Source organism: Pseudoalteromonas sp. P1-13-1a, from assembly GCF_001401875.1.
Classification (GTDB): domain Bacteria; phylum Pseudomonadota; class Gammaproteobacteria; order Enterobacterales; family Alteromonadaceae; genus Pseudoalteromonas.
Genome location: NZ_LKDV01000034.1, coordinates 1 through 24,590 on the forward strand (window position 1 = coordinate 1; position 24,590 = coordinate 24,590).

The following is a 24,590-nucleotide window of genomic DNA, read 5'->3' on the forward strand; positions in this document are numbered from 1 at the left end:
GGTGCGGAAGGAGAGACTTGAACTCTCACATCCTAAGATACTGGAACCTAAATCCAGCGCGTCTACCAATTCCGCCACTCCCGCATTTTCACTTTGAATAATCAAAGGAAGGTAGTTATTTTAAGCTCTTTATTGAGCAACAAAAGAAAATGGTGGCTAAGACGGGATTTGAACCTGTGACCCCATCATTATGAGTGATGTGCTCTAACCAGCTGAGCTACTTAGCCATCTCTTTTGTTATCACTTCATCGCTGAGTGCGGGGCGTATTATGCTGATATGACCCAAATCCGTCAACACCTTTTTTGCAAAAAAACACTTAACAGGGTTTGTTTGCAGGAAAATTAAGCTAAGAGACTAAATTTTAATAAAATTGCTGTTTTTTTAACTGCAAATCAACTGCCAAAGTACACTAAGTAATAACAACTTAAAACCGTTAATACAAAAATTGCTGAGTATTTCAGTAGTCGTTTTGCGATCAAGACGTATTAAAGCCTAAGTTTATTGCGTATTTTAGCTATTGAATGAAGCTATGATACTTAACAACTAGGCTATGTAATCATTTTAAGCAGGCATAAGCTGCGCTAATTGCGCTAAAAGTTACATATGAATCACCGTGGCGACAGTTGGTAGGGCAATTTGCTTATTATAGATACGTATTTCTCACGTCAAATAGAGTATTTAACATAGCTCGTTAGTAAAATAGTAAATCGTAACAATACTTAATCATTTTGCGGACTAAATGTGTTGCTATCTGTGTTAACAAATTCTCTTTTAGAGCAACTAAATAGAATTTTTTGCCTAGCTATTAACACGTTTATCCATCCTCAAAATAGATCTCTTAACTAAGCAAAGTGGTATAAAAAGCCAAAAGTGATTAAGGCCGTTTAATTTTTGGATAAAACCTTACTTGTTACAGGCATAAAAAAACCCGCATTAAGCGGGTTTTTATAAACAGGTTGTTTAAGTGTAATTATACGTTAAACAAGAAGTTCATTACATCGCCATCTTTAACAATGTACTCTTTACCTTCTTGACGCATTTTACCTGCTTCTTTAGCGCCACCTTCGCCGTTAAAGGCAATGTAGTCGTCATAAGCAATGGTTTGTGCACGAATAAAGCCACGTTCAAAGTCGGTGTGAATTTTACCAGCCGCTTGCGGTGCTGTTGCACCGACTGGAATAGTCCAAGCGCGTACTTCTTTTACACCTGCAGTGAAGTAGGTTTGCAAATGTAGTAGCTCGTATCCACCACGAATTACTCGGTTTAGGCCTGGTTCGTCTAAGCCTAGGTCAGCCATAAATTCAAGCTTGTCTTCTTCATCTAGTTCAGAAAGCTCAGACTCAATTGCTGCACACACCGGAATAACAACCGCGTCTTCAGACTTTGCAATAGCGCGCACACGATCAAGGTGTGGATTATTTTCAAAGCCATCTTCAGCTACGTTAGCTATGTACATGGTAGGTTTAATAGTTAAGAAGTTAATTGAGCTAATTGCTGCTTTTTCTTCTTTAGTAAGCTCTAAAGAACGAAGTGTTAAGCCTTCGTCTAAATGTGCTTTAACTTTTTCAAGTACTGCATTTTGCTCTTTAGCGTCTTTATCGCCGCCTTTTGCTTTTTTAGCATTACGGAAAATGGCTTTATCAGCACTGTCCATATCGGCAAGTACTAATTCGGTATTGATAACGTCAATATCGTCAGCAGGGTCAATAGTGCCTGCAACGTGGATTACGTTTTCGTCTTCAAAACAGCGAACTACATGGCCAATTGCATCCGTTTCACGGATGTTTGCTAAAAATTGGTTTCCTAAACCTTCACCTTTTGATGCGCCTTTTACTAAACCAGCAATATCAACAAATTCCATACTAGTAGGTAGAATACGTTGAGGATTTACAATTTTTGCTAGCTCGTCTAAGCGAGGATCGGGTACCGGTACTACACCTGTGTTAGGTTCGATGGTACAAAAAGGAAAGTTAGCGGCTTCAATACCCGCTTTAGTTAGTGCATTAAAAAGCGTTGATTTACCAACATTAGGCAAGCCAACGATGCCACATTTAAAACCCATAGTAAGATACCTTGTTAAGATTCGTTTAAACGATTATGGTTTAAAAGAATGTAGTCTGTTTTGTGCTTTTAACACACCATCTTTTGCAAGTATTTCCATACAACGAACTGCTTCATCAACCGCTGCATCCATTTTTTCTTGGTCTTCTTTGGGGGCTTTTCCAAGCACCCAACCTGTGACCATTTCACGATGCCCTGGATGACCGATACCTATGCGTAAGCGCATAAAATCTTTTTGGTTTGCCATTTTTGCAATAATGTCTTTTAAGCCATTATGACCGCCATGGCCGCCGCCTTTTTTAAGTTTGGCAACGCCTGGGTCTAAATCCATTTCGTCATGGGCAACGAGTATGTTTTCCACGGGGATTTTGAAAAAATTGGCTAAACTACCGACCGCTTTACCACTTAAGTTCATGTAGGTGGTGGGGATCAATAATTTGAATTCTTGGCCCTGGATGATCACTTTGCCAGTTAGGCCGTGATATTTAGGATCGTGTTTGAGCGTGCAGTTGTAGCGTGCTGCGAGTTCTTCAATAAACCAAGCACCTGCATTGTGGCGTGTGTTTGCGTATTCGGGGCCTGGATTAGCCAGGCCCACAAGCATTTGAATAGAATTCAAGGTGCAAGACCTTAAATATTATTCAGCAGCGTCTGAAGCTTCTTCTTCAGCTGGAGCTGCTTTGTTAGCTTTGATAGTTACTACTGACAGGTCGTGGCCTTCGCCTTTACCTAGCTCAACAGACTGAACGCCTGCAGGAAGCTCAAGGTCAGAGATGTGAACTGAATCACCAACTACTAAGTTAGAAACGTTAACTTCAACGAATTCTGGTAACGCTTTAGGAAGACAAGAAATCTCAACTTCAGTTAACTGGTGAACAACAGTTGCGCCAGCTTTAGTTACTACTTCTTCACCGATGAAGTGAAGAGGAACTTTAGTTACTAGTTTGTGAGTTGCATCTACACGTTGGAAATCAAGGTGAGTGATTTTTGGCTTGAATGGGTGACGTTGAATATCTTTTAAGATAGCTTCAACAGACTCGCCGCCAACATTTAGCGTAAGAATGTGCGTGTAAAAACCTTCGCTTTCTTGTGCTTTGATCATGTCTTTATGAGCAAGAGTAAGCGATACCGCTTCTTTATCTGCACCGTAAAGGATAGCAGGTACTTTGTCTTCGCGACGTAGGCGGCGGCTCGCACCAGTACCAGTTTCTACGCGAAGTTCAGCGTTGTAAGTATAAGTTTCGTTAGACATAATGTCTCCAATAATTAAAAGTGTTAGGGCCTTTGCGACCAAGGTCCCTACCCAAAAGGCGCGCTATCATAACACCACCCCCCGATAAAATAAACAACACATACAAAAAAAGCGCCAAAAGGCGCTTACATGTTCAAGCAGATGCGTGATTTTAGTGTTCAAACATCGCTGAAATAGATTCTTCATTGCTGATGCGACGAATTGTTTCGGCCAACATGTCAGCAAGTGTCAGTACTTTTACTTTATCAAGCGCTTTTAATTCATCAGATAACGGGATTGAGTCAGTTACAATTACTTCATCGATTACTGAGTTACGGATGTTCTCTGCGGCTTTGCCCGATAAAATAGGGTGTGTTGCATAGGCAAATACGCGTTTAGCACCATGTTCTTTAAGTGCTTCTGCGGCTTTACATAAGGTACCACCGGTATCAATCATATCATCTACAATAATACAGTCGCGCCCTTCAACATCACCAATAATATGCATTACTTGAGAAACGTTTGCTTGCGGGCGACGTTTATCAATAATAGCAAGGTCTGTATCGTGAAGTAGTTTTGCAATAGCGCGGGCACGCACTACACCACCAATATCTGGTGATACTACAACAACGTCTTCAAACTCACGCTCTTCCATATCTTCAAGTAGTACAGGGCTACCAAATACGTTATCTACTGGTACATCAAAGAAGCCTTGGATTTGCTCGGCGTGTAAATCAACCGTAAGAACGCGGTCAACACCTACACTTGATAAGAAATCGGCAACAACTTTAGCGGTAATTGGAACGCGCGCAGAACGTACTCGACGGTCTTGACGTGCATAACCAAAATAAGGAATAACGGCCGTAATACGACCTGCTGATGCACGACGTAGAGCATCAACCATAACAATAAGTTCCATTAGGTTATCGTTAGTAGGGGCACAGGTTGATTGCAAGATAAAAACATCCGAGCCACGAACATTTTCATTTATTTGAACACTGATCTCACCGTCGCTAAAACGGCCAACAACAGCATCGCCTAATTCAATATACAAACGTTTTGCAACTTTTTGAGCTAACTCAGGTGTTGCGTTACCAGCGAAGAGCTTCATGTCAGGCACGGTAGGGTTCCTCAGGCACTGAATTTTTGGACTAACGGGTAAATAGGTAAAACCTACTACGCGTTAACTTATGATTACTTGTACGTTACTTCATTGATCGAATATGGCGGCAAGCTCCGTATGAGCAGGTGAGACATTTGTGCTTGAAGCAACAAAACCCTGCCAAGTATGGGGGAGGTTATCAAGTACATCTTGTGCTTGAACTTGGCTAGCAAATTCGACAAAACAACATGAACCTGTTCCGGTCATCTTCGACGGGGCGTATTTTAGCAACCACTGCAGGGTTTTTTCAACCTCGGGGCAGAGCTTTTTAACTAAAGGCTCACAATCATTGGTTAATTTGTGGGTTCGCCAATCACCTGAAATTTTTGGTGTGTCGCGTTTTAAATCTGGATGGGTGAATATTTTAGCGGTACTTACATGTTGATTAGGGTGTACTACACAATACCATTTTTGCGCTAATTCTACTTCCACCAACTGTTCGCCAATACCGTGCGCTATGGCGCTTTTACCACGAATAAATACCGGTACGTCGGCACCTAATTGCAAGCCTAGGTTGGCTAATTCATCGATGCTTAGCTGAGTATCCCACATTTTATTAAGCGCAAGTAACGTGGTGGCAGCATCTGACGAACCGCCACCAACACCGCCGCCCATAGGCAGGCGTTTAATTAGATTTATTTTCACACCTGATGAAATACGACAATGTTTTTTAAGTAATAAAGCAGCTTTATAGATGAGATTATCGCAATCTGCTATGTCTTTAGTATCACCCGTTACTAAAATAGTAGCGCTTTCATTAGCAGAAAATTCGAGTGTGTCTCCAAAATTTAAAAAGGTGAATAAAGTTTCTAGTTCGTGATAGCCATCATCACGACGCGCGTTGATGTGTAAAAATAAGTTGAGTTTTGCCGGCGCAATGACCGAAAAAGCCGTTTGAGTATTCATGCTTAATTAAACTGCCAATTGTAGAGTTGAATTTTGATTTTAATTTGCTGGTGTTTTAGCGTGACGTTGCCGGGGACCCAAAAGCCACCTTGCTGTTTATAGTTTGAATACGTTATTTGCCATTTTTTATTCGTGTTATCGTACCAGATAACTTGTTGTGCACGGCCAAGTTCGTCTACTTTTAATGTTTGTGAGGTTAACGTGCCTTTTAACCAGTTATCAGCGTTATCAACAGGTAAATCAAAACCGGTTAAGCGTTTTAATAATAACGCAGCGTTAGTATCCGTGTATGTTTTATCGTCGTAATCAAGTAGCGCACCTGTGCGAGTTTGTTTTAACGACAATATACGTGTACCAATAAACGTAGTGAGCACTAAGTTGTTTTGTTTTTCGTCTTGTTGCCAATTTAAGTTTGCAGATTGTCGCTCATCAGGACTTATAAACGCTAACTTACCTTGAGCTTGCCAGGTTTTTTGCGCCGCTAAGCGAGGTTTCCAATCATCGTAAAGCGTTGTTTTTGTATCAATTTTGTGGGCGCAGCCCGCTAAAAACAGAAAAAGAGTGAATAAAATTAAATAATGTCTAATCAAATGTTGTTCCTTACTTTCCATATTCCGCTGATTTTTGGTAAAATTGCCGCCTTTAAAGTAGGGCGCAGCAATATTTGGCAAATATGACCATCATAGCACTTGGTATTAATCACAAAACCGCATCCGTAGAATTACGTGAAAAAGTGGCTTTTTCGCCTGAGCAAATGTCTGAGGCGCTCCAGCAATTAAGCGGTCATGCCGACTTTAACGAAGCCGTTATTGTATCTACCTGTAACCGTACCGAAATCTATTGTAGCCTTGAGCAGTCAAATTCCCAAGCATTGCTAGCGTGGCTTGCCAGTTTCCATGGCCTGGATGAACATGAACTGAGCAAAAATATATATTGCCACCAAGGTGATGCTGCTATTAATCATTTAATGCGTGTTGCGTGCGGCTTAGATTCATTGGTATTGGGTGAGCCGCAAATTTTAGGGCAAATTAAGCAAGCTTACCATAGCGCTAAAACACATGATGCTGTAGGCGTTAAGTTTGATAGGTTGTTTCAAAAAACCTTTTCGGTCGCTAAGCAGGTTCGTACTGACACCGATATTGGTGCTAGTGCTGTGTCGGTGGCGTTTGCTGCGGTTAATTTAGCAAAACATATTTACGGCAAGCTTGATAAAACCAATGTGTTATTAATTGGTGCCGGCGAAACAATAGAGCTTGTCGCTAAACATTTATACCAAAATGAGCCGCAACAAATTACGGTTGCCAATAGAACCATTGAGCGTGCACGCGGTTTGGCACAAGAAGTGTCGGCCGATGTGATTGCGCTGGCGCAGTTACCTGAACGTTTGCACAAAGCCGATATTGTTATTAGCTCAACAGCCAGTACGTTACCAATTATAGGTAAAGGGGTAGTAGAGCAAGCATTAAAACAGCGCCGCCATAAGCCTATGCTGTTTATTGATATAGCTGTACCGCGCGATATAGAAAGCCAAGTAGGCGAGCTTGATGCGGCCTATTTATATTCCGTTGATGACTTACAAGCCATTGTAAGTGAGAATATGGCCGCGCGTGAACAGGCAGCACAGCAAGCACAATTAATAATAAGCGAGCGCGTAAAAGAATTTGAAATGTGGGTTCGCTCTCTCGATTCGGTTGACTTAATTCGTCACTACCGAAACGACGTACAAACCATTAAGTCTGAACTTGTTGAGCGGGCGGTTAGTCAGCTAAATACAGGTAAAGATGCAGAAAAAATTATATTAGAGTTGGCCAATAAATTAACCAACCGCTTAATGCACGCGCCTACCCGTGCAATTCAAGATGCGGCTAAAAAAGGTGAAGTGGCTCAACTAACTCAGTTGAAAAAAATGTTAGGTATTGATCAGGAATAACAGTTAAATGAAAGAGTCTGTATATCGTAAATTAGAAACCTTAGTAGAACGCTACGAAGAAGTACAAGCGCTACTGAGCGATCCGTCGGTCATTAGTGATCAAAACCGCTTTCGTGCTCTTTCAAAAGAATACTCTGAGCTTGAAGAAATTGTAAAAACATTTTTAGCATACCAACAAGCACAAGACGACGTCGCCACTGCTGAAGAAATGCTAAAAGATTCAGATCCCGATATGCGTGAAATGGCGCAAGAAGAATACAAAGAAGCTAAAGCGCAAATTTTATCGTTAGAAGATGAGCTACAAGTGCTTATGCTTCCTAAAGATCCTAAAGATAACAACAATGTATTTTTAGAAGTACGTGCCGGTACTGGTGGTGACGAAGCGGCTATTTTTGCAGGCGATTTATTTAGAATGTACAGCCGTTACGCTGAAACACAAAAATGGAAAGTGGAAGTGGTAAGCACCAATGAAGGTGAACACGGCGGCTACAAAGAAGTTATCGCAAATATTAGCGGCGAAGGCGTGTACGGTAAGCTTAAGTTTGAATCGGGCGCTCACCGTGTACAACGTGTACCAGAGACTGAATCGCAAGGGCGTGTACATACCTCTGCGTGTACGGTAGCAGTAATGGCTGAAATTCCAGAAGCAGAAGCCATTGAAATAAACACTGCTGATATAAAAGTAGATACATTTAGAGCCTCGGGTGCCGGTGGACAGCACGTAAATAAAACCGATTCTGCAATTCGTATTACTCATATTCCAACAGGTGTGGTGGTTGAGTGTCAGGATGAGCGTTCGCAACACAAAAACCGTGCTAAAGCGATGTCGGTGCTTTCTGCGCGCTTACAGCAGGCCGAAGATGAAAAACGCCAAGCCGAAGAAGCTTCTGAACGTCGTAATTTAGTGGGAAGTGGCGATCGCTCAGAGCGTATTCGTACTTACAACTACCCGCAAGGGCGTATTACCGATCACCGTATTAATTTAACGCTTTATCGCTTAAACGAAGTGGTAACTGGTGATTTAGGCGCAATTATTGACCCATTAATGCAAGAGCATCAGGCCGATTTACTTGCCGCCATGGGCGATGAGTAATTGTGAGTCACACTCTTGAGCAGGCAATCGCGGTTGGTGCAAACATACTTGCACCAACAAGTGACAGTGCCAAATTAGATGCACAAGTACTGTTATTACACGTTCTTCAAAAGCCTCGCAGTTATTTATTTACGTGGCCAGACAAGCCGCTTAGTAGCGATGAGCAGCGCCAATATGATGAATTTTGTCAGCGGCGCTTAAACGGTGAGCCCGTAGCGCATATTATTGGTGAGCGCGAATTTTGGAGCTTACCCCTAGAGGTAAATGCCACGACGCTTATTCCTAGACCGGATACTGAAACCTTAGTTGAACACGCTTTAGAGCTTGCCATGCCTGAGCAAGCTAAAGTGCTTGATTTAGGCACTGGGACTGGCGCTATTGCACTTGCACTGGGCAGTGAAATGCCAAAGTGGCATATTACCGCAGTAGACAAAGTAGCAGATGCAGTGGCCTTAGCGACGCGTAATCAGCAGCGTTTAGCGATTAATAATGTGCAAGTTAAGCAAAGTAACTGGTTTAGCGCGCTGAAAAATGAGCAGTTTAATTTAATTGTTACCAACCCCCCTTACATTGAGCACGACGATAAGCATTTAAAAGAAGGGGATGTGCGCTTTGAACCGCTTTCTGCGTTAGTGGCCGATGAGGCTGGAATGGCTGATATAAAACAAATAATTACACAATCACGTGACTATTTGCTCGCGAGTGGCTATCTTTTAATAGAACATGGTTTTGAACAGGGTGAAGCTGTTCGACATTTGTTTGAGCAAATGGCGTATATAAATATTAAAACAGTAAAAGACTTGGGAAATAACGATCGTGTAACGCTCGCACAATGGCCTTAATTTGACAACAAACAGCCATGATGTGTGTTCTATAAATGCATTAAGGAACTTTTAATATGATGGGTGATTTTTTATTTTCAGATGAGCCAGAAGAGTTAGAAAGTGAAGTAGAGCTTGGCACTTGGAAAGTATTAATCGTTGATGACGAACCTGAAGTTCATGCTGTTACAAAGCTTGCGTTGAGTGATTTTGAATTTCAGAATAAACGTTTAGAGTTTTTAAGCGCATATTCGGGCGCTGAAGCAAAAGAATTAATAAATGCGCACCCAGATGCCGCTATTGTACTGCTAGATGTAGTAATGGAAACCGATGATGCCGGGTTGCAAGTTGCTAAATTTATCCGCGAAGAAGCTAACAATAATCATATTCGTATTATTTTAAGAACAGGTCAGCCAGGGCAAGCACCTGAACGTCAAGTTATTATTAATTATGATATTAATGATTACAAATCAAAAACAGAGTTGACAGCGCAAAAGCTGTTTACTGTTATTATGTCAAGCCTGCGCTCGTATCGCGATATTATTTCTATAGAACAATCTCGCGAAGGGCTTGAAAAAATCATTATTGCCTCGCGGGATATTTTTGCAACGCGTTCAATTGAGCAGTTTATGGAAGGAGTAATGCAGCAACTTACTTCTTTACTAGGCATTGCGGATCAAGCCGTTTATGCAACAACATTGGTTGCTCAAAATATTGAAGACAGTAGTAATGATAAGTTGATTGTTCGCTCTGCTACGGGAGAGTTTGAAAAAAGCGAAGGTAAAGTCTTAGATGATGTACTTCCTAGTGAGCAATTAGAAGCCTGCCATAAAGCACTTGAAGATAAGAGCATAATCTATAAAGACAACTATTTATTTGCTTATTGTAGCAGCGAGTACAATCATAATTCGATGCTATTTATATCGGGGATCCCTAAAAATATAACCGATACGCAACGTAATTTAATTGAGATTTTTTCTCAAAATGTACAACTTGCATTTGAGAACGTGCAACGCCAGCAAGGCTAGCTATTACTGTACATTAAAAAGCACATAGCGTTTGCAGCTATGTGCTTTTTGGTTTATAGGGCATAATAGCCGAGATAGTCCGTAGAGCATGTTGAACGTTAAACGGATTCTAATACCAATCCGCAATAATATCTAATCATTTTGCGGGGTTAAACGTGTCGCTATCTGCGTTAAAAAATTCTTATTTACGACTGCATGGATGCAGAAGGTAGAGCAATGCAGGAGCAATTGCCGAGAACAACTAAATAGCGAATTTTTTGTCTTGCTATCAACACGTTTTTCCATCCTCAAAATAGATCACTTACTTATGCGGATTGGTATAATAATTTTATTAAAACAAAAAGTACTGAGGCTTATGGATTATTTAGCAGTAAAACACTCACACATGGCAATTGCTATGCTAAGCGTTATTTTATTTTACATCCGCTCTTTTTCGCGTATGGGCAGTGGCAAGCTTGCCAAAAATAAATTGGTTTTTATTGGTAGTCACAGCATTGACACTTTGTTACTTATTTCTGCATTTACACTCGTATTTATGGCCAAAATAAACCCATTTGAGCAACTATGGTTATTAGAAAAAATAGTGCTTGTGGTGATTTACATTGCGATAGGTATTATTAGCGTTAAACAAACGAAAACACTGCCTAAAATTATGTATGTGGCGGTTAATACGGTGGTCATTTTAGCAATAGGGTATTTAGCAACGGCTAAATCGCCACTACTTTTATAAGAATTTCTGGTTAAGAGTCGGTGCGTGTATAATTTTTTAGACACGCACAGCACTCTAGACAAACGCTTTATTCTGCAAACGCCGCTCTGTATTTGCCAAATCCTTCACACTTTCACAAGCTACCGTGGCTGCCACTTTTTTGTAAAGCACATCACTATTCTTAATTTATAAGCCAAAGCTTTGCTGGATTGGTAACTATCCTTAAAATTAGGTAAACTATGCCTTCGTTTTTTAATAAATGTTGTAGTATTGATGACCACCCTCGGGTATGACGAACACGACGAATCTTATTTAGATGATACATATGATGAATTTACTCCACCGCCACTTTATCGGTGTATTAATGCAGAATCGAAATGGGACCCTCAAATAGACTTAGCACCTACTTTTTCTGTTTTAACTGACTTTGAACAGCAGATAAATGCATTGTGCGTTAAGCAAAAAGACCCTCACGATAGATTAGAAGCTTTACTCGATACTTTTTATAGCAAGTGGCTATTTAGTGCCTCAGGCTTAAAGGTGCCAGAGCATAAAATAAATAGTTTGAGTTACACACTCACCATGCGCAGCGGCTCTGTAACCACATTAGGAATTTTATTAACACACTTGCTTGAGCAAGCGCATTTAGACGCCAGTGTGTGTATTAATCAGGGCGATATTAGCGTGCATGTCGCTATAAGTGATGAAGAAGGCTACATTATTGAGCCGCGCAGTGGGCAACAAAGTTGGTACATCATTCCTGAAAATGCAGATGAAGAAAATGGCCAAGAGCAAGAGCCACTTGAACTTATCTATAACGATGAAGTTTATAAACTGTTTTTAGCGCAGCAAAAATGGTCGTTTATTAGCGAGAATAAATTTGGCCATGCTTTAGTTTGTGTTGAGTTGCTAATGGAGCTATTAGGCGATGACCCGTACGAGAGACGCGACAGAGGTTACTTACTCAACCAGTTAGATTGTCCTAAAATGGCACGCGATGATTTACAGTTTTTTATTGATGAGTGCCCGGACGATCCGGCAATCGAAATTATTCAGCATCAACTAGAAGAACTTGAAGATAATAATAAAACACACCATTAAGAATAGGAACAAATATGGCTGATACTCACACTGCATTAATTACTAATGATGCTGTTGTTCTGGGGTTGCTTGCTGTAATTTTAGGGTTTATTTTTAAAACCTCTAGCAGCGAAAACCCCAAACTAAAAGCATTTTATAAGTATGTACCGGCATTATTGCTGTGTTACTTTTTACCTTCTTTACTCAATACCTTTGGCATTGTTGATGGGCATAGCTCCAATATTTATTATGTTGCCTCGCGATATTTACTTCCTGCATGTTTAATTTTACTTACCATTAGTATTGATTTAAAAGCGATTATCAATTTAGGCCCCAAAGCGCTCATTATGTTTTTAGTGGGAACGCTGGGTATTGTGATAGGTGGACCTTTATCAATTTTAGTGGTGAGTGTATTTAGCCCTGATTTAGTAGGCGGCCACGGCCCAGATGCTGTTTGGCGTGGTATGACAACGGTTGCCGGCAGCTGGATTGGTGGCGGCGCTAACCAAGCTTCAATGAAAGAAATGTTTGAAGTGGGCGGCGATATTTTCTCGGTTATGGTGACCGTTGATGTGATTGTGGCGAATATTTGGATGGCTGTTTTATTACTAATGGCCGCAAACCATAAAAAAATTGATGCCGCAACAGGGGCTGATACAACCGCTATAGAAGATTTAAAAAGCCGTGTTGAGCAATACCATGCACAGCATGCTCGCATGCCGACACTTAATGACTACATGAACATTATTGCCATAGCATTTGGTATAACAGGGCTCGCTCATTTTTGTGCCGACTTTTTAGGGCCGTTTTTTGCAAACAATTATGCGTGGGCTAAAGAGTACAGCTTAAACAGTAAATTCTTTTGGCTAATTGTTATTTCAACCACGATTGGTATTAGTTTATCATTTACTAAAGTAAGACAAATAGAAGCGTTTGGCGCATCAAAAGTTGCTTCGAGCTTTTTATATATTTTAGTGGCATCAATTGGCTTACATATGAACGTAACCGCTATATTTAGTAACCCAGGATTATTTTTAATTGGGGCTATTTGGATGCTAACACACGCAAGTTTAATGCTGATTGTAGCCAAAGTAATAAAAGCCCCGTTATTTTATATGGCGGTGGGCTCGCAAGCTAACGTTGGCGGCGCTGCGTCGGCGCCTGTGGTGGCTTCTGCGTTTCACCCTTCGCTTGCGCCAGTGGGCGTTTTATTAGCTGTACTAGGGTATGGTGTAGGTACATATATGGCCTACATTTGTGGATTAATGATGCAAGCAGTTGCACCTTAAGGAATTTAAATGAACAACCAAGTAATTAATATTAATAACATTGAGCTGGCAAACGACAAACCATTTGTATTATTTGGTGGTATGAATGTTTTAGAGTCGCGCGATTTAGCAATGCGCATTGCAGAGCACTATGTAGAAGTAACGTCTAAATTAAATATTCCTTATGTATTTAAAGCCTCGTTTGATAAAGCGAATCGCTCATCAATAAATTCATACCGCGGCCCAGGTATGGAAGAAGGCTTAAAAATATTTGAAGAGATTAAAAATACCTTTAGTATTCCGCTTATAACCGACGTGCACGAACCACACCAAGCTGCGCCTGTTGCTGAAGTGGTTGATGTAATTCAGTTACCTGCATTTTTAGCACGCCAAACAGATTTAGTAGTCGCTATGGCTAAAACGGGTGCCATTATTAATGTGAAAAAACCACAGTTTTTAGCACCCCATGAAATGCGTCATATCATTACTAAATTTAATGAAGCGGGTAACAACAATGTTGCACTGTGTGAGCGCGGCTCAAGCTTTGGTTACAACAACTTAGTGGTTGATATGCTAGGTATGGATGATATGAAAGTTATGGCACCGGTTATTTTTGATGCAACCCATGCGCTACAACGCCCAGGCGGGCGAGCAGACTCTGCTGATGGACGCCGTGCACAAGCTGCCGAGCTTGCTCGCAGTGGCATGGCATTGGGTATAGCGGGCTTATTTATTGAAGCGCACCCTAATCCTAATGAAGCAAAGTGTGATGGTCCATGTGCATTGGCACTTAGTAAGCTTGAAGGGTACTTATCGCAAATGAAAGCGGTAGATGATTTAATTAAAAGCTTTGCACCACTTGATACAAGCGCAAGCGATTTATAATTTAACACCTATTTAGGTAATAGTTAAAAAGCGGCTTAGGTCGCTTTTTTTATTCCTTTAATATACACGCACAACGATGCTGTATATAATCTTACGCATAAGAAAAACTAATTCTAAGCTTGGTTACTATGTCAAGACGAGTCCCTCCATTAAACGCACTTAAAGCTTTTGAAGCTGCGGCACGCCACTTAAGCTTTACTAAAGCAGCAGAAGAACTGTATGTAACGCAAGCAGCAGTGAGCCACCAAATTAAAACACTTGAGGAACATTTAGGCCTAAAATTGTTTTTACGTAAAAACCGCTCGTTGTTGTTAACTGAAGAAGGCCAAGGGTACTTTTTAGATATAAAAGAGATTTTTACGCAGTTAATAGATGCTACCGAAAAGCTACTTGCTCGCGGTGCAAAGGGGTCACTTACCGTAAGCTTAACTCCTAGTTTTGCGATTCAGTGGTTAGTACCTCGGTTAAGTTTGTTTAATGAGCTACACCCTGAAATAGATGTGCGTATAAAAGCGCAAGACCAAGATGAAAATTCATTAAGTGATGATGTAGATATTGCTATTTATTATGGCAGAGGGCATTGGAGCGGGGTTCAAACTTACAAACTACACACAGAGTATTTAGTGCCTTTATGCAGCCCGCTGTTATTAAGCGGTCATAAGCCGCTTAATGAGCCAAGTGATTTAGCTCAACACACGCTGTTGCACGATACCACACGGCGTAACTGGAAAACTTGGATGAAAACGGCGGGTGTACGCAACGTTCAAGTGAATCAAGGCCCTATATTTAGCCACTCATCAATGGTGCTACAGGCCGCGGTGCACGGCCAAGGGGTAGCAATAGGCAATAGTGTGCTTGCCAAACCCGATATTGACGCGGGCCGTTTAGTGATCCCATTTAGCCACAGTTTAGAGAGTAAAAACGCGTATTACTTAGTGATTAGAGAGTCGCAAACAGAGCTGGGTAAAATAGTGTCGTTTAAAGATTGGATGCTGAGCTTAGTAGAGCAAGAACAAGAGTATTAATAATGATTGAATGGTTTAAAAGCGCAACGCAGCCGGCTATTGCACAGTTTATATTTGCACATGGTGCGGGTGCAGGGGCGGATTCTGATTTTATGCAGCATATGGCTAAACTCATTAGTGCGCAGGGTATTGATGTAGGTTTATTTGATTTTGAATACATGCAAATTGCTAAACAAACACAAAAACGTAGGCCACCAGAGCGAGCTCCAAAACTGTTAGCTTATTACGAGCAAGTACTGACAAATGCGCAACCTAATTTACCGTTATTTATTGGCGGCAAGTCGATGGGTGGGCGTATGGCATCTATGCTTGCCTGTACCTCTACTCAACCGATTGCAGGTGTATTAGCGTTTGGTTATCCGTTTCACCCGCCCGGTAAACCTGAAAAGCTGCGCACCGAGCATTTTGCAGATATACCTTGCCCGTTTTTAGTATTACAAGGCGAGCGAGATACCTTTGGTACCCGTGAAGAGCTTAAAACGCTTTCTATGCCAAAACAGCCAAGCTTTGTATGGCTTAGCGATGGTGATCATTCACTTAAACCGCGTAAAAAAAGTGGAGTGAGCGAGCTTGAAAACCGCGAAACAGCGGCGCGTGAAGCCTATAAATTTATAGCTAATAGAGTGGAGCAATTATGATTAAACTATTTTTACTCACAGGCAGCTTTTTTTGCATGTTGTCGGTTATGTTAGGGGCGTTTGCCGCGCATGGCTTAAAAAGTCGTTTAACTGAGTATTCACTCGGGGTATTTAAAACCGCAGCTGAGTATCAAATGGTGCACGGCTTAGCACTTATAGCCGTAGCAATTTTAATTAAGTGGGGTATTAATTTATCCATAGCGGGTGGCTTTTTTATTGCCGGTACACTGCTTTTTAGTGGCAGTTTGTATTTATTAGCCCTCAGCGGAATGAAGTGGTTAGGGCCAATAACCCCACTAGGTGGGTTATGTTTTATAATTGGTTGGGTTGTTATTTTAGTGCAAGTTGCACGATTTAAGTTTTAAAGAGTTTAAGGGTTAATATGTCTAGTGTTGTGATTTATTGTCGTAGTGGTTTTGAAAACGATGCGGCTGCTGAAATAACGTTTCATGCTGCCGAGCAAGGTTTTGCCGGCTATGTTAAAGCCAAACCAAATACCGGCTACGTGATTTATGAATGTTTTGAAGCGCAACACAGCGACGAAATAATCAAAAAGGTCGATTTTAAAAATATGGTATTTGCGCGCCAGTGGTTTGCAGGTACGTTGATTGAAAATATGCCGGTAGAGGACCGTGTGACGGCATTAAAAGAAGCCGCAAAGGAGTTTCCATTGTGCAGTGAATTGCGTGTAGAAACCCCCGATACTAACGAAGGCAAAGAGCTGCTGACCTTTTGTAAAAAAATATCAACACCACTAAAAAAAGCACTTGAAAAACAAAACACGGTATTGCGTGAGCCAAAAGCAAACCGCCCAGTGATGCATGTACTATTTTTAGCCAATAATGCCGCGTATGTAGGGTATTCGTATAGCTATAATAATTCGCCATTTTTTATGGGTATTTTACGTTTACGTATGCCAAGTGATGGACCGAGCCGCTCAACGTTAAAACTTGACGAAGCCTTTAATGTTTTTATTCCTGAGAAAGAACGTGAAGAGCGAGTACAACCAGGCATGCGAGGGGTTGATTTAGGTGCTTGCCCTGGCGGTTGGACCTATCAATTAGTGCGCAGAGGCATGTTTGTGAGTGCAATAGATAATGGCCCAATGAACGATAGTTTGATGGAAACAGGCCAAGTTAAACATTTTAGAGCCGATGGTTTCAAATATCGCCCAGAAAAAAGAAATATTAATTGGTTAGTGTGCGATATGGTGGAAAAACCAACCAAAGTGACTAATCTAATGATTGACTGGGCAGTAAACGCATACGCCAAAGAGCTTATATTTAATTTAAAGCTGCCTATGAAAAAACGCTTTGATAGTGTTTATGAATGCCTGACGATGATCAAAGAAGAGCTTACTAAGTACGGTATAACCTATGAGTTGCAAGCAAAGCATTTGTATCATGATCGTGAGGAAATCACCGTTCATTTAAACGTTGTTAAGGTGCCCCAAAATTTGTATAGCTAAATCATAGAGGCATAAAAGTGGTATTAAATAATGTTTACAAATGGCTAGGATTACTTTTTTTATCACTTTTAATAGCCGGTTGCGGCGGCGGGGGCAGTGATGGTGACTCCTCAGACAGCGGTTCAACTGCTAATACTGCCCCTACCGTTAGTATTGATGTTAGCAGCAGTGTTATTGTTGCTAACCAAACCTTTACCATTACAGCTCAAGCAAGCGATAGCGACGGGCAGGTTTCTAGTTACCAGTGGCAGCAGCTATCGGGGCCTGAATTTACCTTTACAGCCAATGGCAACACACTCACGGTAACTGCCCCAAATGTAAATACTGACACTAATTTTAGCTTTTCGGTGCTAGTAACCGATAACGACGGGGCGACAACAGAGCAGGTGTTTTCAGGCACGGTTACTGTCCAAAACACGCCTCCTACGGTAAACATTACAGGCCCAAGCAGCGCACTGGCTAATACCCAAGTGAGTTTAACTGCTAATGCACAAGATATCGACGGCACGATTACCAGCATAGTGTGGGTGCAATCTGCTGGTTCCTCTATTGAATTTAGCCAAACCGAAGGTGTATTAAACTTTACTGCACCGAATGTGAGTGAAAACGAAACGCTAGGTTTTACTGTTACTGTAACTGATAATGCAGGAGGCACTGTGCAAGGCAGTGCAACGGTACTTATTACGCAATTAAACAGTGCGCCTAGTATTACTTTAGCAGGGCCTGAGGAGGCAATGCAAAATGAGTCAGTCACAATAACAGCCACTGCGCAAGACGACGATGGCACTATTAACGAAATAAGCTGGCAGCAAACAAACGGCCCTGTGGTCGAATTTACGCAAACAGAGTTTAGTATAACGTTTATTGCCCCCGTAGTTGCTCAAAATACTAATATTACCTTTCTAGCCACAGTTAAAGATAACGACGATGCAACTAACAGTGCCCAAAAAACAGTTGCTGTGGTGCCGCCAAATACTCCACCTGTAGCTGATGATGTAAGCCTTGAAGTGGAGTACAACTTAAGTGCTGAATTTAATTTATCAGTAAATGACATCGATGGGGATACGGTACAAATTATCTTTCCAGATGATTTAGAAGGGGCACAAGTGAGCGTTATTGATGCCCAAGCGCTGCGCTTTAGCTATACACCGCCTGTAAATAGTATTTCTGCAAAAAGCTATACCCTGATAGCCAGTGACGGTGAAGACAGCACTAATTTTTTACTTAATACGACAATTGTTGATACCAGCGCAGCAACGGTGACAGAAATAACACCTAATGGATCAGATGAACCGGTATTGGTTGACACCCCCCTTAGCATTACGTTCTCTGATGTAATGCGCAGTAGTTCGTTAACTGTTAATAGTAGCGCGGGTAGTTGTGAAGGCAGTATTCAGGTATCAAGTGATGATTTTGCAACCTGTGTGGCATTGAATTTAGAAAGTATCTCTGATGGGCCAGATGAAACGAATGAGTATTTTAAAAGCGTTAACCTAAGCGCTAATTTTTTAGAAAACACGCTATACAAAGTCCGCTTAACTGATCAGTTAGTAAATTTCTTCGGCACTGCTTCAATAGCTGGTCAAGTGAGTGAGTTTACTACGTCTACCCAAGATTTAAAAATAACTGAAATCATATCGGTTCAATTTACTAATGATACGCCCTGGGTTGAGATTTATAATGGCACTGGAGAGGCTGTTAATTTACAAAATTACTCATTAAAAACGCGCGCAATTAATATGCTTGATAGTTCAGTAAGCGCCGAGCAAGTATTTACTTTACCCAATAAAGTAGTAGAAAACGGCAGTTATATTTTACTGCAAAGCCGCTTTGGTGATGAATTTTTAGCAAGTGCGGCACTTAATAACCCTAAAATTGTGCTGGTGGGTAACCAAAGCGATGAACTACGTCCTTATTGGTATATAAATGGCTATGCAGAGCTATTAAACAGCGCAGCAACACAAACAATCGACTTTGTAAAATTTGGTAACTCTAACCAGCAACCAGTTAGTGCCGCGCAGTGGCAAGGCGGCAATGCGCCAGCAATGCAGGCTGAACAAGGGTCAAGTTTAAAACGAGTGCTTAATGCAACAGATACTAACCAAGCAGGCGATTGGTCTTACTCAGTTTTTAATACGCCTGCAGGGCAAAACGATGTTACCTGTGATACCGATACTGATTTAGATGGTATTCCAGATTGTGCTGAGCAAGAAGGCTCAACCTTTGGCGGGCTACCCTTATATGAATGGGGAGCACGTGAAAATCAAAAAGATATATTTATAGAAATTGATTATATGGACAGTACAGATCCAGGTATTACGCCACAGCGCATAGCACTTGAAAAAGTAGTGAGTGTATTTGCATCTAATGGTTACATGGTTCACTTTGATGTGGGCGATTTGTTTGATCAAAGCACGGGTATTTCTACCGCTAACTTTGATTTAGGGGGCGGTACAACCGTACCATTTAACAGCTACACGCCCTTTGAATATGATCAAGGCACAGCTAATTTATTTGCTTATAAAATGGAATATGCCGATACAACGCGCCGTCCGATTTTTCATTATTTATTAATGGCAAACAGTGGTAACGAAGACGGCAGCATTAGTGGCTCGGGTATTGCTGAAATAAATGGTAATGACCTAATGTTGACCATGGGCGGTTGGGGGTTATCGGTTGATGATCAAACATCACAAAATGTGACGAACAATTACCAAGCATCTACTATTTTTCATGAGTTAGGCCATAATTTAGGGCTTTACCATGGTGGCGATGAAGAAGTGAACTTTAAGCCAAACCATTTAAGCTCAATGAATTACTTATATCAATTAACGGGGCTTGCAAGCATAGGCAATAATGAAGGCGACCGTTATTACGATCGGTTTTATACCAATAATATTAATTGTGACCTTGTACCAAATACTAATAATCAAACGGGCTCGACAGATGACTTTATAATTGACTATTCAAATGGTAGTGCTGCAGATATAAATGAAAGTGCTATTGAAGAAAGCGCCGGATTAAATAGACCAGGCTCAGAGGCGGTTGATTATAATTGCAATGCAATATTTGGCGATACATTGACTAACTTTGATGCAAACCAAGACTCGCAAATTACTGTACTTACCGACGCTGACGAGTGGGGCATGATCAACTTGCAGTTTTACTCGCAAAGTGCAGGCAATCGATTTGGTGTTGCCAATACAATGAGCCATAAACAGTATCAACAACAACGTGTTCAAGCTGTTTCTACTTCATTGCCTAGCTATATAAAAGAAGCAGCACCAAGCGAGGTTATAATCAACCAAATTAAAGCAATTAAAGAGCACTAAATGAGCTACCGATTTATAAAAGCAGCCCTCTTGCAAGGTGCTATTATTTGTTTTATCGCTGCGTGTAGCCAAAACGCCACACATAACACTGGCAAAAGCCATGATAGTGAATGGTTACTAACTGATGCACTTTATTATAATAACAAGCCAGTAAATTGGCAGCAAAGGCGTGTAAACGGGTGCAGCACGTGTTTAATACAAAAAGACTCTGTACTACAGCCCGAGGGCATAACGCGTTTTAATACGCTTTATAAAGAAGGTGAGTGGATTGCAGTGCAAGAGCAAAGCAGTTTAAATGTTATAAGGTTAAAACTGCCTTTGCACACCCCCTATTTGTATGTTGAGCAATTAGCAAACGGCGAGCTTAAACTGTTTAATCAGCAGCATACTTATAAAACTAAAATAGGCGAAGTCATCAACATAACGTTTGAAAAGCAGTTATTCTCGATAGTGATCACTACGTTTATTTTACAAGATGAAAAAAATGCACCACTACCAAGGCGCGCTAAATTAAATTACACAGCACTTAAATTGAAGTAGGTAAAATAAAAGCACCATAAGGTGCTTTTATTAATTGCTATAGTGTTATTTAGCCCACTCGGTATTTAGAGCGGTAATTATCTACCCACAAACGGGTAGCGCCACACACAGCAACGGGCATAACAATTAGGTTAATAAATGGGATTGCAGTGAGTAGCATAACAGCAAAGCCAAAGCCATAAGATAAGCCTTGCTTAGACTTTAAATCGTCTTTCATTTGTTTAAAGCCTACTTTATGGTTATCGAAAGCGAAGTCTTTGTATTGCACAGCATACATCCAACATGTAAATAAAACCCATAATACTTGGCCAATAACGGGTAAAATCCACAGCAAAATAAAAAAGCCAATAGCGCGGGGTAAGTAATAGCAAAGCTTTGTCCACTCTCTGCCTACCATGCGGGGTATGTCTTTAACTAAATCAGCAAAACCGTCGTCATTTATTTTTTGACCTGTTAAATAAAGCTCAACTTTTTCACTGAGTAAGCCATTAAATGGTGCGGCAATAAAGTTGGTTATTACGGTAAAAAGCATACTGTAGCTAAATAGTACAACAAGTATTGCTATAGGCCACATTAGCCACTCAAGCCAACTAAGCCACTCAGGTAACATGTTGTTGATATAATTAAAGCTGTCGCTTAGCCAACCAAATAAAAAGAAGAGTGAACTACCAAACAATAAAATATTAAGTAAAAGCGGGATAAGCACAAAGCGCTTAAGGCCTTTTTGGCTAATTAATTTAAAGCCCGAAAAAAAATATTCCATACCTTGTATGATCTGCACAGTAACCTCAAAAAAATACTCATATCTGCATGCAGTATAATTAGACTGATAATTTTGAACAGCCTTTTTAAGTAACAAAGTGTTAAACCTGCAAAATTTTTAAAAAGTTGATGAGTGTCTTAGTTGGACTGCTTTGTTAACAATGTTTATTTTTTGTTGCAAAACAATGTGAGCTTGACGCATACTAACACTGATATTTAGCTATTTTATTAAAAACAATTTCTTTAATCGTAATAATAAAACTCGCGTTGTAAGTTTTTTAACTATACTCACTTTAAATATACGAACTAAGAGCAGGAAGTTATTGATGCACTGCTTTTTTAAAGTGCTTAATAACTTAATAGTACCTAGATGCATGGTGAAGTATGAATACTGCAAAACTAAAACAATTGTTATCTCACCAGCAGAATATATTATCTAAAATTGCGTTAGGTATAGCTTTAGATGATGTTTTACAAGATATTTGTTTAGCTATAGAGCAGATCATTGAAGACAGCTCGGCAAGGTGCTCTATACTTTCTTTAACGGGTAATCAGTTATTTCATCGTGCTGCCCCAAATATCGACGATGGATATTTAAAGGCAATAAATGGTTTATTTATAGGCCCTAACGTTGGATCTTGCGGCACCGCTGCTTATAAAAACGAACGAATTATTGCACCTGATATTAACCTCTCACCTTTATGGGAAGGTTTCAAAGAGTTAGCGCAAAGCTATGGTTTATACTCTTGTTGGTCATCCCCGATTGTGTCAACCACTGATGAAATATTAGGCACGTTTGCTATTTACCACGGCACCCCTAAAGCACCTACACAACAAGATTTAGAGCTTATTGACTATTTTGTACACTTTTCCAGCATAGCACTTGAAAAAAACGCAGAATCGCTAAAAGCTAGGCAGCTAGTTGCAGACCTGCAAAAAAGTAATGAAAAATTTAAAGCGTTTACGCAGGTGATGCCCGATCTTATTTTGATTTTGAACGAAGAGGGAGTCTATACCGATATTTATGGCACCTCGAATGATTTATTACTCGAATCATCGAATGATTTGGTTGGTCAAAGTGTAAAAGATTTGTTCCCTGTAAAAGATGCCGACATGATTATGGGGGTTATCAAAAAAACCATCCAAACTAATGAAATGCAAGTATTTGAGTACGATTTAAAAGTGCCTAAGGGCCACATTACCTTTGAAGGTAGAGCGGCCGCACTTAACAACTACCAGCCAGATAATCCAAAACTTAAACACGTAGTGTGGATGGCAAGAGATGTGACCCTACGCAAAAAAGCCGAGCAAGAAGTGCAGCGGCTTGCTTTTTTTGATCCTTTAACTGGGTTACCTAATAGGCGCATGCTCAGCGACAGCTTAAAAAAATGTGTAGAGCGTATTAAACGCAGCAACAAAACGGGCGCACTTTTGTTTTTAGATGTTGATAACTTTAAACGAATAAATGACTCACTAGGTCACGGCGCAGGCGATCAAGTACTAAAAGAATTGGCAAAACGCTTAAGTGGCGTATTAAGAGCATCAGATACGTTAGCGAGAGTGGGGGGCGATGAATTTATTATTTTACTCGAATACATTGGTGAGCATAATCACCAAGCCTGTGTTGAATCTGAAATAGTCGCAAAAAAAGTGCAAAGCGTGTTTAACGATAAGTTTTCAATTGGGGAGCTGGCATTTCAAGTGAGCTGTAGTATAGGCATTTGTTTAATCAACGAAGAGCACACAATCACCGATAACATATTAAAATTTGCAGATACCGCTATGTACCGCTCCAAAGAAAAAGGGGGAAACAGCTGCAGCTTTTATGATCCTAGGTTGCAAACATTACTTGAAAAACAAGCTGAATTAGAAACCGATATTGTAAGGGCCATTGCAAATAATGAGTTTTGTGCGTATTTTCAGCCGCAAATAAATATGCAAGGGAATTTAGTGGGTGCAGAGGCGCTGATTAGATGGATTCATCCAGAAAAAGGGGTTATCGCGCCCAACCAGTTTATACCCATAGCAGAACAATACGGTTTGCTCCAAAAACTGCAAAATATAGTGCTTCGTAATATTTGTAGCCTTATCAATCAACTTAGTCAAAGCAATATGATAGAAGAGCACTTTAGTGTATCTATAAATATTAGCCATATACAGTTTAATTCGTCGCAGCTTACCCGTGAGCTATGCTCTACAATTAAAGAGTTCAACATAAAGCCACAACACATAAAACTTGAGATCACAGAAACCATGTTGTCGGGTGATATAAACAGCACAATAAAACAAATGGCTGAACTACAAGAACGTGGATTTGTGTTTTCAATTGACGACTTTGGCACTGGCTATTCGTGCTTAGCACATTTAAATGCCTTCCCTGTTCAGGAAATAAAAATTGATAAAAGCTTCATTGATAAAATTTTAGATAAAGGCAAAGGCTTTAATATTGTTAATACGATTATAAGCCTTGGTAAAAGTTTAGATATTACTGTGGTCGCCGAGGGTGTAGAGCAAGAGGCGCAGTTTGAGCTACTAAACTTGCTCAATGCAGATTGCATACAAGGCTACCTAGTTGCAAAGCCAATGAACAGCAGCAATTACCTTAAGTGGCATGCCCATCAATTAAAAAAGCAAAGCCTAAGTGCTTAGT

General features: G+C 40.5%; 21 protein-coding genes, 2 tRNA genes and 1 pseudogene. 15 read left to right on the top strand and 9 right to left on the bottom strand.

Annotated elements, in window-relative coordinates; translation table 11 throughout:
* Positions 1 to 2: 2 nt before the first annotated feature.
* From AN391_RS16775 to lolB, 8 genes are all read right to left on the bottom strand, one after another.
* Positions 3 to 84: transfer RNA gene (locus AN391_RS16775), tRNA-Leu, on the bottom strand.
* A gap of 66 nt (positions 85 to 150) precedes the next feature.
* A tRNA-Met gene (locus AN391_RS16780) sits at positions 151 to 227 on the bottom strand.
* A 744-nt stretch (positions 228 to 971) separates the two neighbouring features.
* Positions 972 to 2,063, bottom strand: coding sequence for a redox-regulated ATPase YchF (gene ychF, locus AN391_RS16785; RefSeq protein ID WP_055016464.1), 1,092 nt, complete (start codon positions 2,061 to 2,063; stop codon positions 972 to 974).
* 33 nt (positions 2,064 to 2,096) lie between these two features.
* On the bottom strand, positions 2,097 to 2,681 hold the full coding sequence (pth, locus tag AN391_RS16790; RefSeq protein ID WP_082422814.1) for an aminoacyl-tRNA hydrolase: 585 nt from the start codon (positions 2,679 to 2,681) through the stop codon (positions 2,097 to 2,099).
* Between the two features lie 18 nt (positions 2,682 to 2,699).
* Entirely contained in the window at positions 2,700 to 3,314 is a 615-nt protein-coding gene (locus AN391_RS16795) for a 50S ribosomal protein L25/general stress protein Ctc (RefSeq protein WP_055016466.1), read from the bottom strand.
* Positions 3,315 to 3,465: 151 nt separating this feature from the next.
* The gene (locus tag AN391_RS16800; protein WP_004588832.1) at positions 3,466 to 4,413 is read right to left on the bottom strand and encodes a ribose-phosphate pyrophosphokinase; all 948 of its coding nucleotides are present in this window, start codon (positions 4,411 to 4,413) and stop codon (positions 3,466 to 3,468) included.
* 90 nt (positions 4,414 to 4,503) lie between these two features.
* The gene (gene ispE, locus AN391_RS16805) at positions 4,504 to 5,361 is read right to left on the bottom strand and encodes a 4-(cytidine 5'-diphospho)-2-C-methyl-D-erythritol kinase (RefSeq protein WP_055016467.1); all 858 of its coding nucleotides are present in this window, start codon (positions 5,359 to 5,361) and stop codon (positions 4,504 to 4,506) included.
* Between the two features lie 2 nt (positions 5,362 to 5,363).
* Positions 5,364 to 5,951, bottom strand: coding sequence for a lipoprotein insertase outer membrane protein LolB (gene lolB, locus AN391_RS16810; RefSeq protein WP_082422816.1), 588 nt, complete (start codon positions 5,949 to 5,951; stop codon positions 5,364 to 5,366).
* Positions 5,952 to 6,034: 83 nt separating this feature from the next.
* Between lolB and hemA the strand changes: the two genes are divergently transcribed.
* The 14 genes and pseudogenes from hemA (at position 6,035) to AN391_RS16880 (ending at position 21,178) form a co-directional block, all read left to right on the top strand.
* On the top strand, positions 6,035 to 7,291 hold the full coding sequence (gene hemA, locus AN391_RS16815; protein ID WP_171042088.1) for a glutamyl-tRNA reductase: 1,257 nt from the start codon (positions 6,035 to 6,037) through the stop codon (positions 7,289 to 7,291).
* A gap of 7 nt (positions 7,292 to 7,298) precedes the next feature.
* On the top strand, positions 7,299 to 8,384 hold the full coding sequence (gene prfA / locus AN391_RS16820; RefSeq protein WP_055016470.1) for a peptide chain release factor 1: 1,086 nt from the start codon (positions 7,299 to 7,301) through the stop codon (positions 8,382 to 8,384).
* 2 nt (positions 8,385 to 8,386) lie between these two features.
* Complete coding sequence (gene prmC, locus AN391_RS16825; RefSeq protein WP_055016471.1) at positions 8,387 to 9,226, top strand: peptide chain release factor N(5)-glutamine methyltransferase; 840 nt, start codon at positions 8,387 to 8,389, stop codon at positions 9,224 to 9,226.
* 56 nt (positions 9,227 to 9,282) lie between these two features.
* Positions 9,283 to 10,224: pseudogene (locus tag AN391_RS16830) on the top strand (DUF3369 domain-containing protein); the annotation flags it as partial.
* Positions 10,225 to 10,588: 364 nt separating this feature from the next.
* A complete protein-coding gene (locus AN391_RS16835) occupies positions 10,589 to 10,963 on the top strand; it encodes a SirB2 family protein (protein WP_055016472.1) in 375 nt (124 codons plus the stop codon).
* Positions 10,964 to 11,215: 252 nt separating this feature from the next.
* Positions 11,216 to 12,043: a tetratricopeptide repeat protein gene (locus AN391_RS16840; RefSeq protein ID WP_055016473.1), complete on the top strand. Its 828-nt coding sequence runs from the start codon at positions 11,216 to 11,218 to the stop codon at positions 12,041 to 12,043.
* A 14-nt stretch (positions 12,044 to 12,057) separates the two neighbouring features.
* On the top strand, positions 12,058 to 13,311 hold the full coding sequence (locus tag AN391_RS16845; RefSeq protein WP_055016474.1) for a DUF819 domain-containing protein: 1,254 nt from the start codon (positions 12,058 to 12,060) through the stop codon (positions 13,309 to 13,311).
* Positions 13,312 to 13,320: 9 nt separating this feature from the next.
* Positions 13,321 to 14,175, top strand: coding sequence for a 3-deoxy-8-phosphooctulonate synthase (gene kdsA, locus AN391_RS16850; protein ID WP_055016475.1), 855 nt, complete (start codon positions 13,321 to 13,323; stop codon positions 14,173 to 14,175).
* 128 nt (positions 14,176 to 14,303) lie between these two features.
* Positions 14,304 to 15,200, top strand: coding sequence for a transcriptional regulator GcvA (locus AN391_RS16855; RefSeq protein ID WP_055016476.1), 897 nt, complete (start codon positions 14,304 to 14,306; stop codon positions 15,198 to 15,200).
* A 2-nt stretch (positions 15,201 to 15,202) separates the two neighbouring features.
* On the top strand, positions 15,203 to 15,838 hold the full coding sequence (locus AN391_RS16860) for an alpha/beta family hydrolase (protein WP_055016477.1): 636 nt from the start codon (positions 15,203 to 15,205) through the stop codon (positions 15,836 to 15,838).
* Complete coding sequence (locus AN391_RS16865; protein WP_055016478.1) at positions 15,835 to 16,203, top strand: DUF423 domain-containing protein; 369 nt, start codon at positions 15,835 to 15,837, stop codon at positions 16,201 to 16,203. Before AN391_RS16860 ends, AN391_RS16865 begins: the two co-directional genes overlap by 4 nt.
* A gap of 17 nt (positions 16,204 to 16,220) precedes the next feature.
* Complete coding sequence (gene rlmM / locus AN391_RS16870; RefSeq protein ID WP_055016479.1) at positions 16,221 to 17,306, top strand: 23S rRNA (cytidine(2498)-2'-O)-methyltransferase RlmM; 1,086 nt, start codon at positions 16,221 to 16,223, stop codon at positions 17,304 to 17,306.
* A 17-nt stretch (positions 17,307 to 17,323) separates the two neighbouring features.
* The gene (locus AN391_RS16875) at positions 17,324 to 20,638 is read left to right on the top strand and encodes a PKD domain-containing protein (RefSeq protein ID WP_055016480.1); all 3,315 of its coding nucleotides are present in this window, start codon (positions 17,324 to 17,326) and stop codon (positions 20,636 to 20,638) included.
* Complete coding sequence (locus tag AN391_RS16880) at positions 20,639 to 21,178, top strand: hypothetical protein (RefSeq protein WP_235576497.1); 540 nt, start codon at positions 20,639 to 20,641, stop codon at positions 21,176 to 21,178.
* 49 nt (positions 21,179 to 21,227) lie between these two features.
* Here the strand turns inward: AN391_RS16880 and cysZ are convergent, their stop codons facing one another.
* Positions 21,228 to 21,941, bottom strand: coding sequence for a sulfate transporter CysZ (gene cysZ, locus AN391_RS16885; RefSeq protein ID WP_200909050.1), 714 nt, complete (start codon positions 21,939 to 21,941; stop codon positions 21,228 to 21,230).
* A 383-nt stretch (positions 21,942 to 22,324) separates the two neighbouring features.
* On the opposite strand from cysZ, the gene AN391_RS16890 reads away from it, so the two are divergent.
* Positions 22,325 to 24,589 (top strand): EAL domain-containing protein, encoded by a 2,265-nt coding sequence (locus AN391_RS16890; protein WP_055016481.1) that lies wholly within the window; start codon positions 22,325 to 22,327, stop codon positions 24,587 to 24,589.
* The last annotated feature ends 1 nt before the right edge of the window (position 24,590 follow it).

Coding starts and splice junctions, on each gene's coding strand:
- AN391_RS16860 (WP_055016477.1), top strand. CDS start 15,203: ATGATTGAATGGTTTAAAAGCGCAACGCAGCCGGCTATTGCACAGTTT.
- AN391_RS16880 (WP_235576497.1), top strand. CDS start 20,639: ATGAGCTACCGATTTATAAAAGCAGCCCTCTTGCAAGGTGCTATTATT.
- ychF (WP_055016464.1), bottom strand. CDS start 2,063: ATGGGTTTTAAATGTGGCATCGTTGGCTTGCCTAATGTTGGTAAATCA.
- AN391_RS16795 (WP_055016466.1), bottom strand. CDS start 3,314: ATGTCTAACGAAACTTATACTTACAACGCTGAACTTCGCGTAGAAACT.
- AN391_RS16890 (WP_055016481.1), top strand. CDS start 22,325: ATGAATACTGCAAAACTAAAACAATTGTTATCTCACCAGCAGAATATA.
- AN391_RS16855 (WP_055016476.1), top strand. CDS start 14,304: ATGTCAAGACGAGTCCCTCCATTAAACGCACTTAAAGCTTTTGAAGCT.
- AN391_RS16845 (WP_055016474.1), top strand. CDS start 12,058: ATGGCTGATACTCACACTGCATTAATTACTAATGATGCTGTTGTTCTG.
- kdsA (WP_055016475.1), top strand. CDS start 13,321: ATGAACAACCAAGTAATTAATATTAATAACATTGAGCTGGCAAACGAC.
- AN391_RS16865 (WP_055016478.1), top strand. CDS start 15,835: ATGATTAAACTATTTTTACTCACAGGCAGCTTTTTTTGCATGTTGTCG.
- cysZ (WP_200909050.1), bottom strand. CDS start 21,941: ATGGAATATTTTTTTTCGGGCTTTAAATTAATTAGCCAAAAAGGCCTT.
- prfA (WP_055016470.1), top strand. CDS start 7,299: ATGAAAGAGTCTGTATATCGTAAATTAGAAACCTTAGTAGAACGCTAC.
- hemA (WP_171042088.1), top strand. CDS start 6,035: ATGACCATCATAGCACTTGGTATTAATCACAAAACCGCATCCGTAGAA.
- rlmM (WP_055016479.1), top strand. CDS start 16,221: ATGTCTAGTGTTGTGATTTATTGTCGTAGTGGTTTTGAAAACGATGCG.
- AN391_RS16835 (WP_055016472.1), top strand. CDS start 10,589: ATGGATTATTTAGCAGTAAAACACTCACACATGGCAATTGCTATGCTA.
- ispE (WP_055016467.1), bottom strand. CDS start 5,361: ATGAATACTCAAACGGCTTTTTCGGTCATTGCGCCGGCAAAACTCAAC.
- AN391_RS16840 (WP_055016473.1), top strand. CDS start 11,216: ATGACCACCCTCGGGTATGACGAACACGACGAATCTTATTTAGATGAT.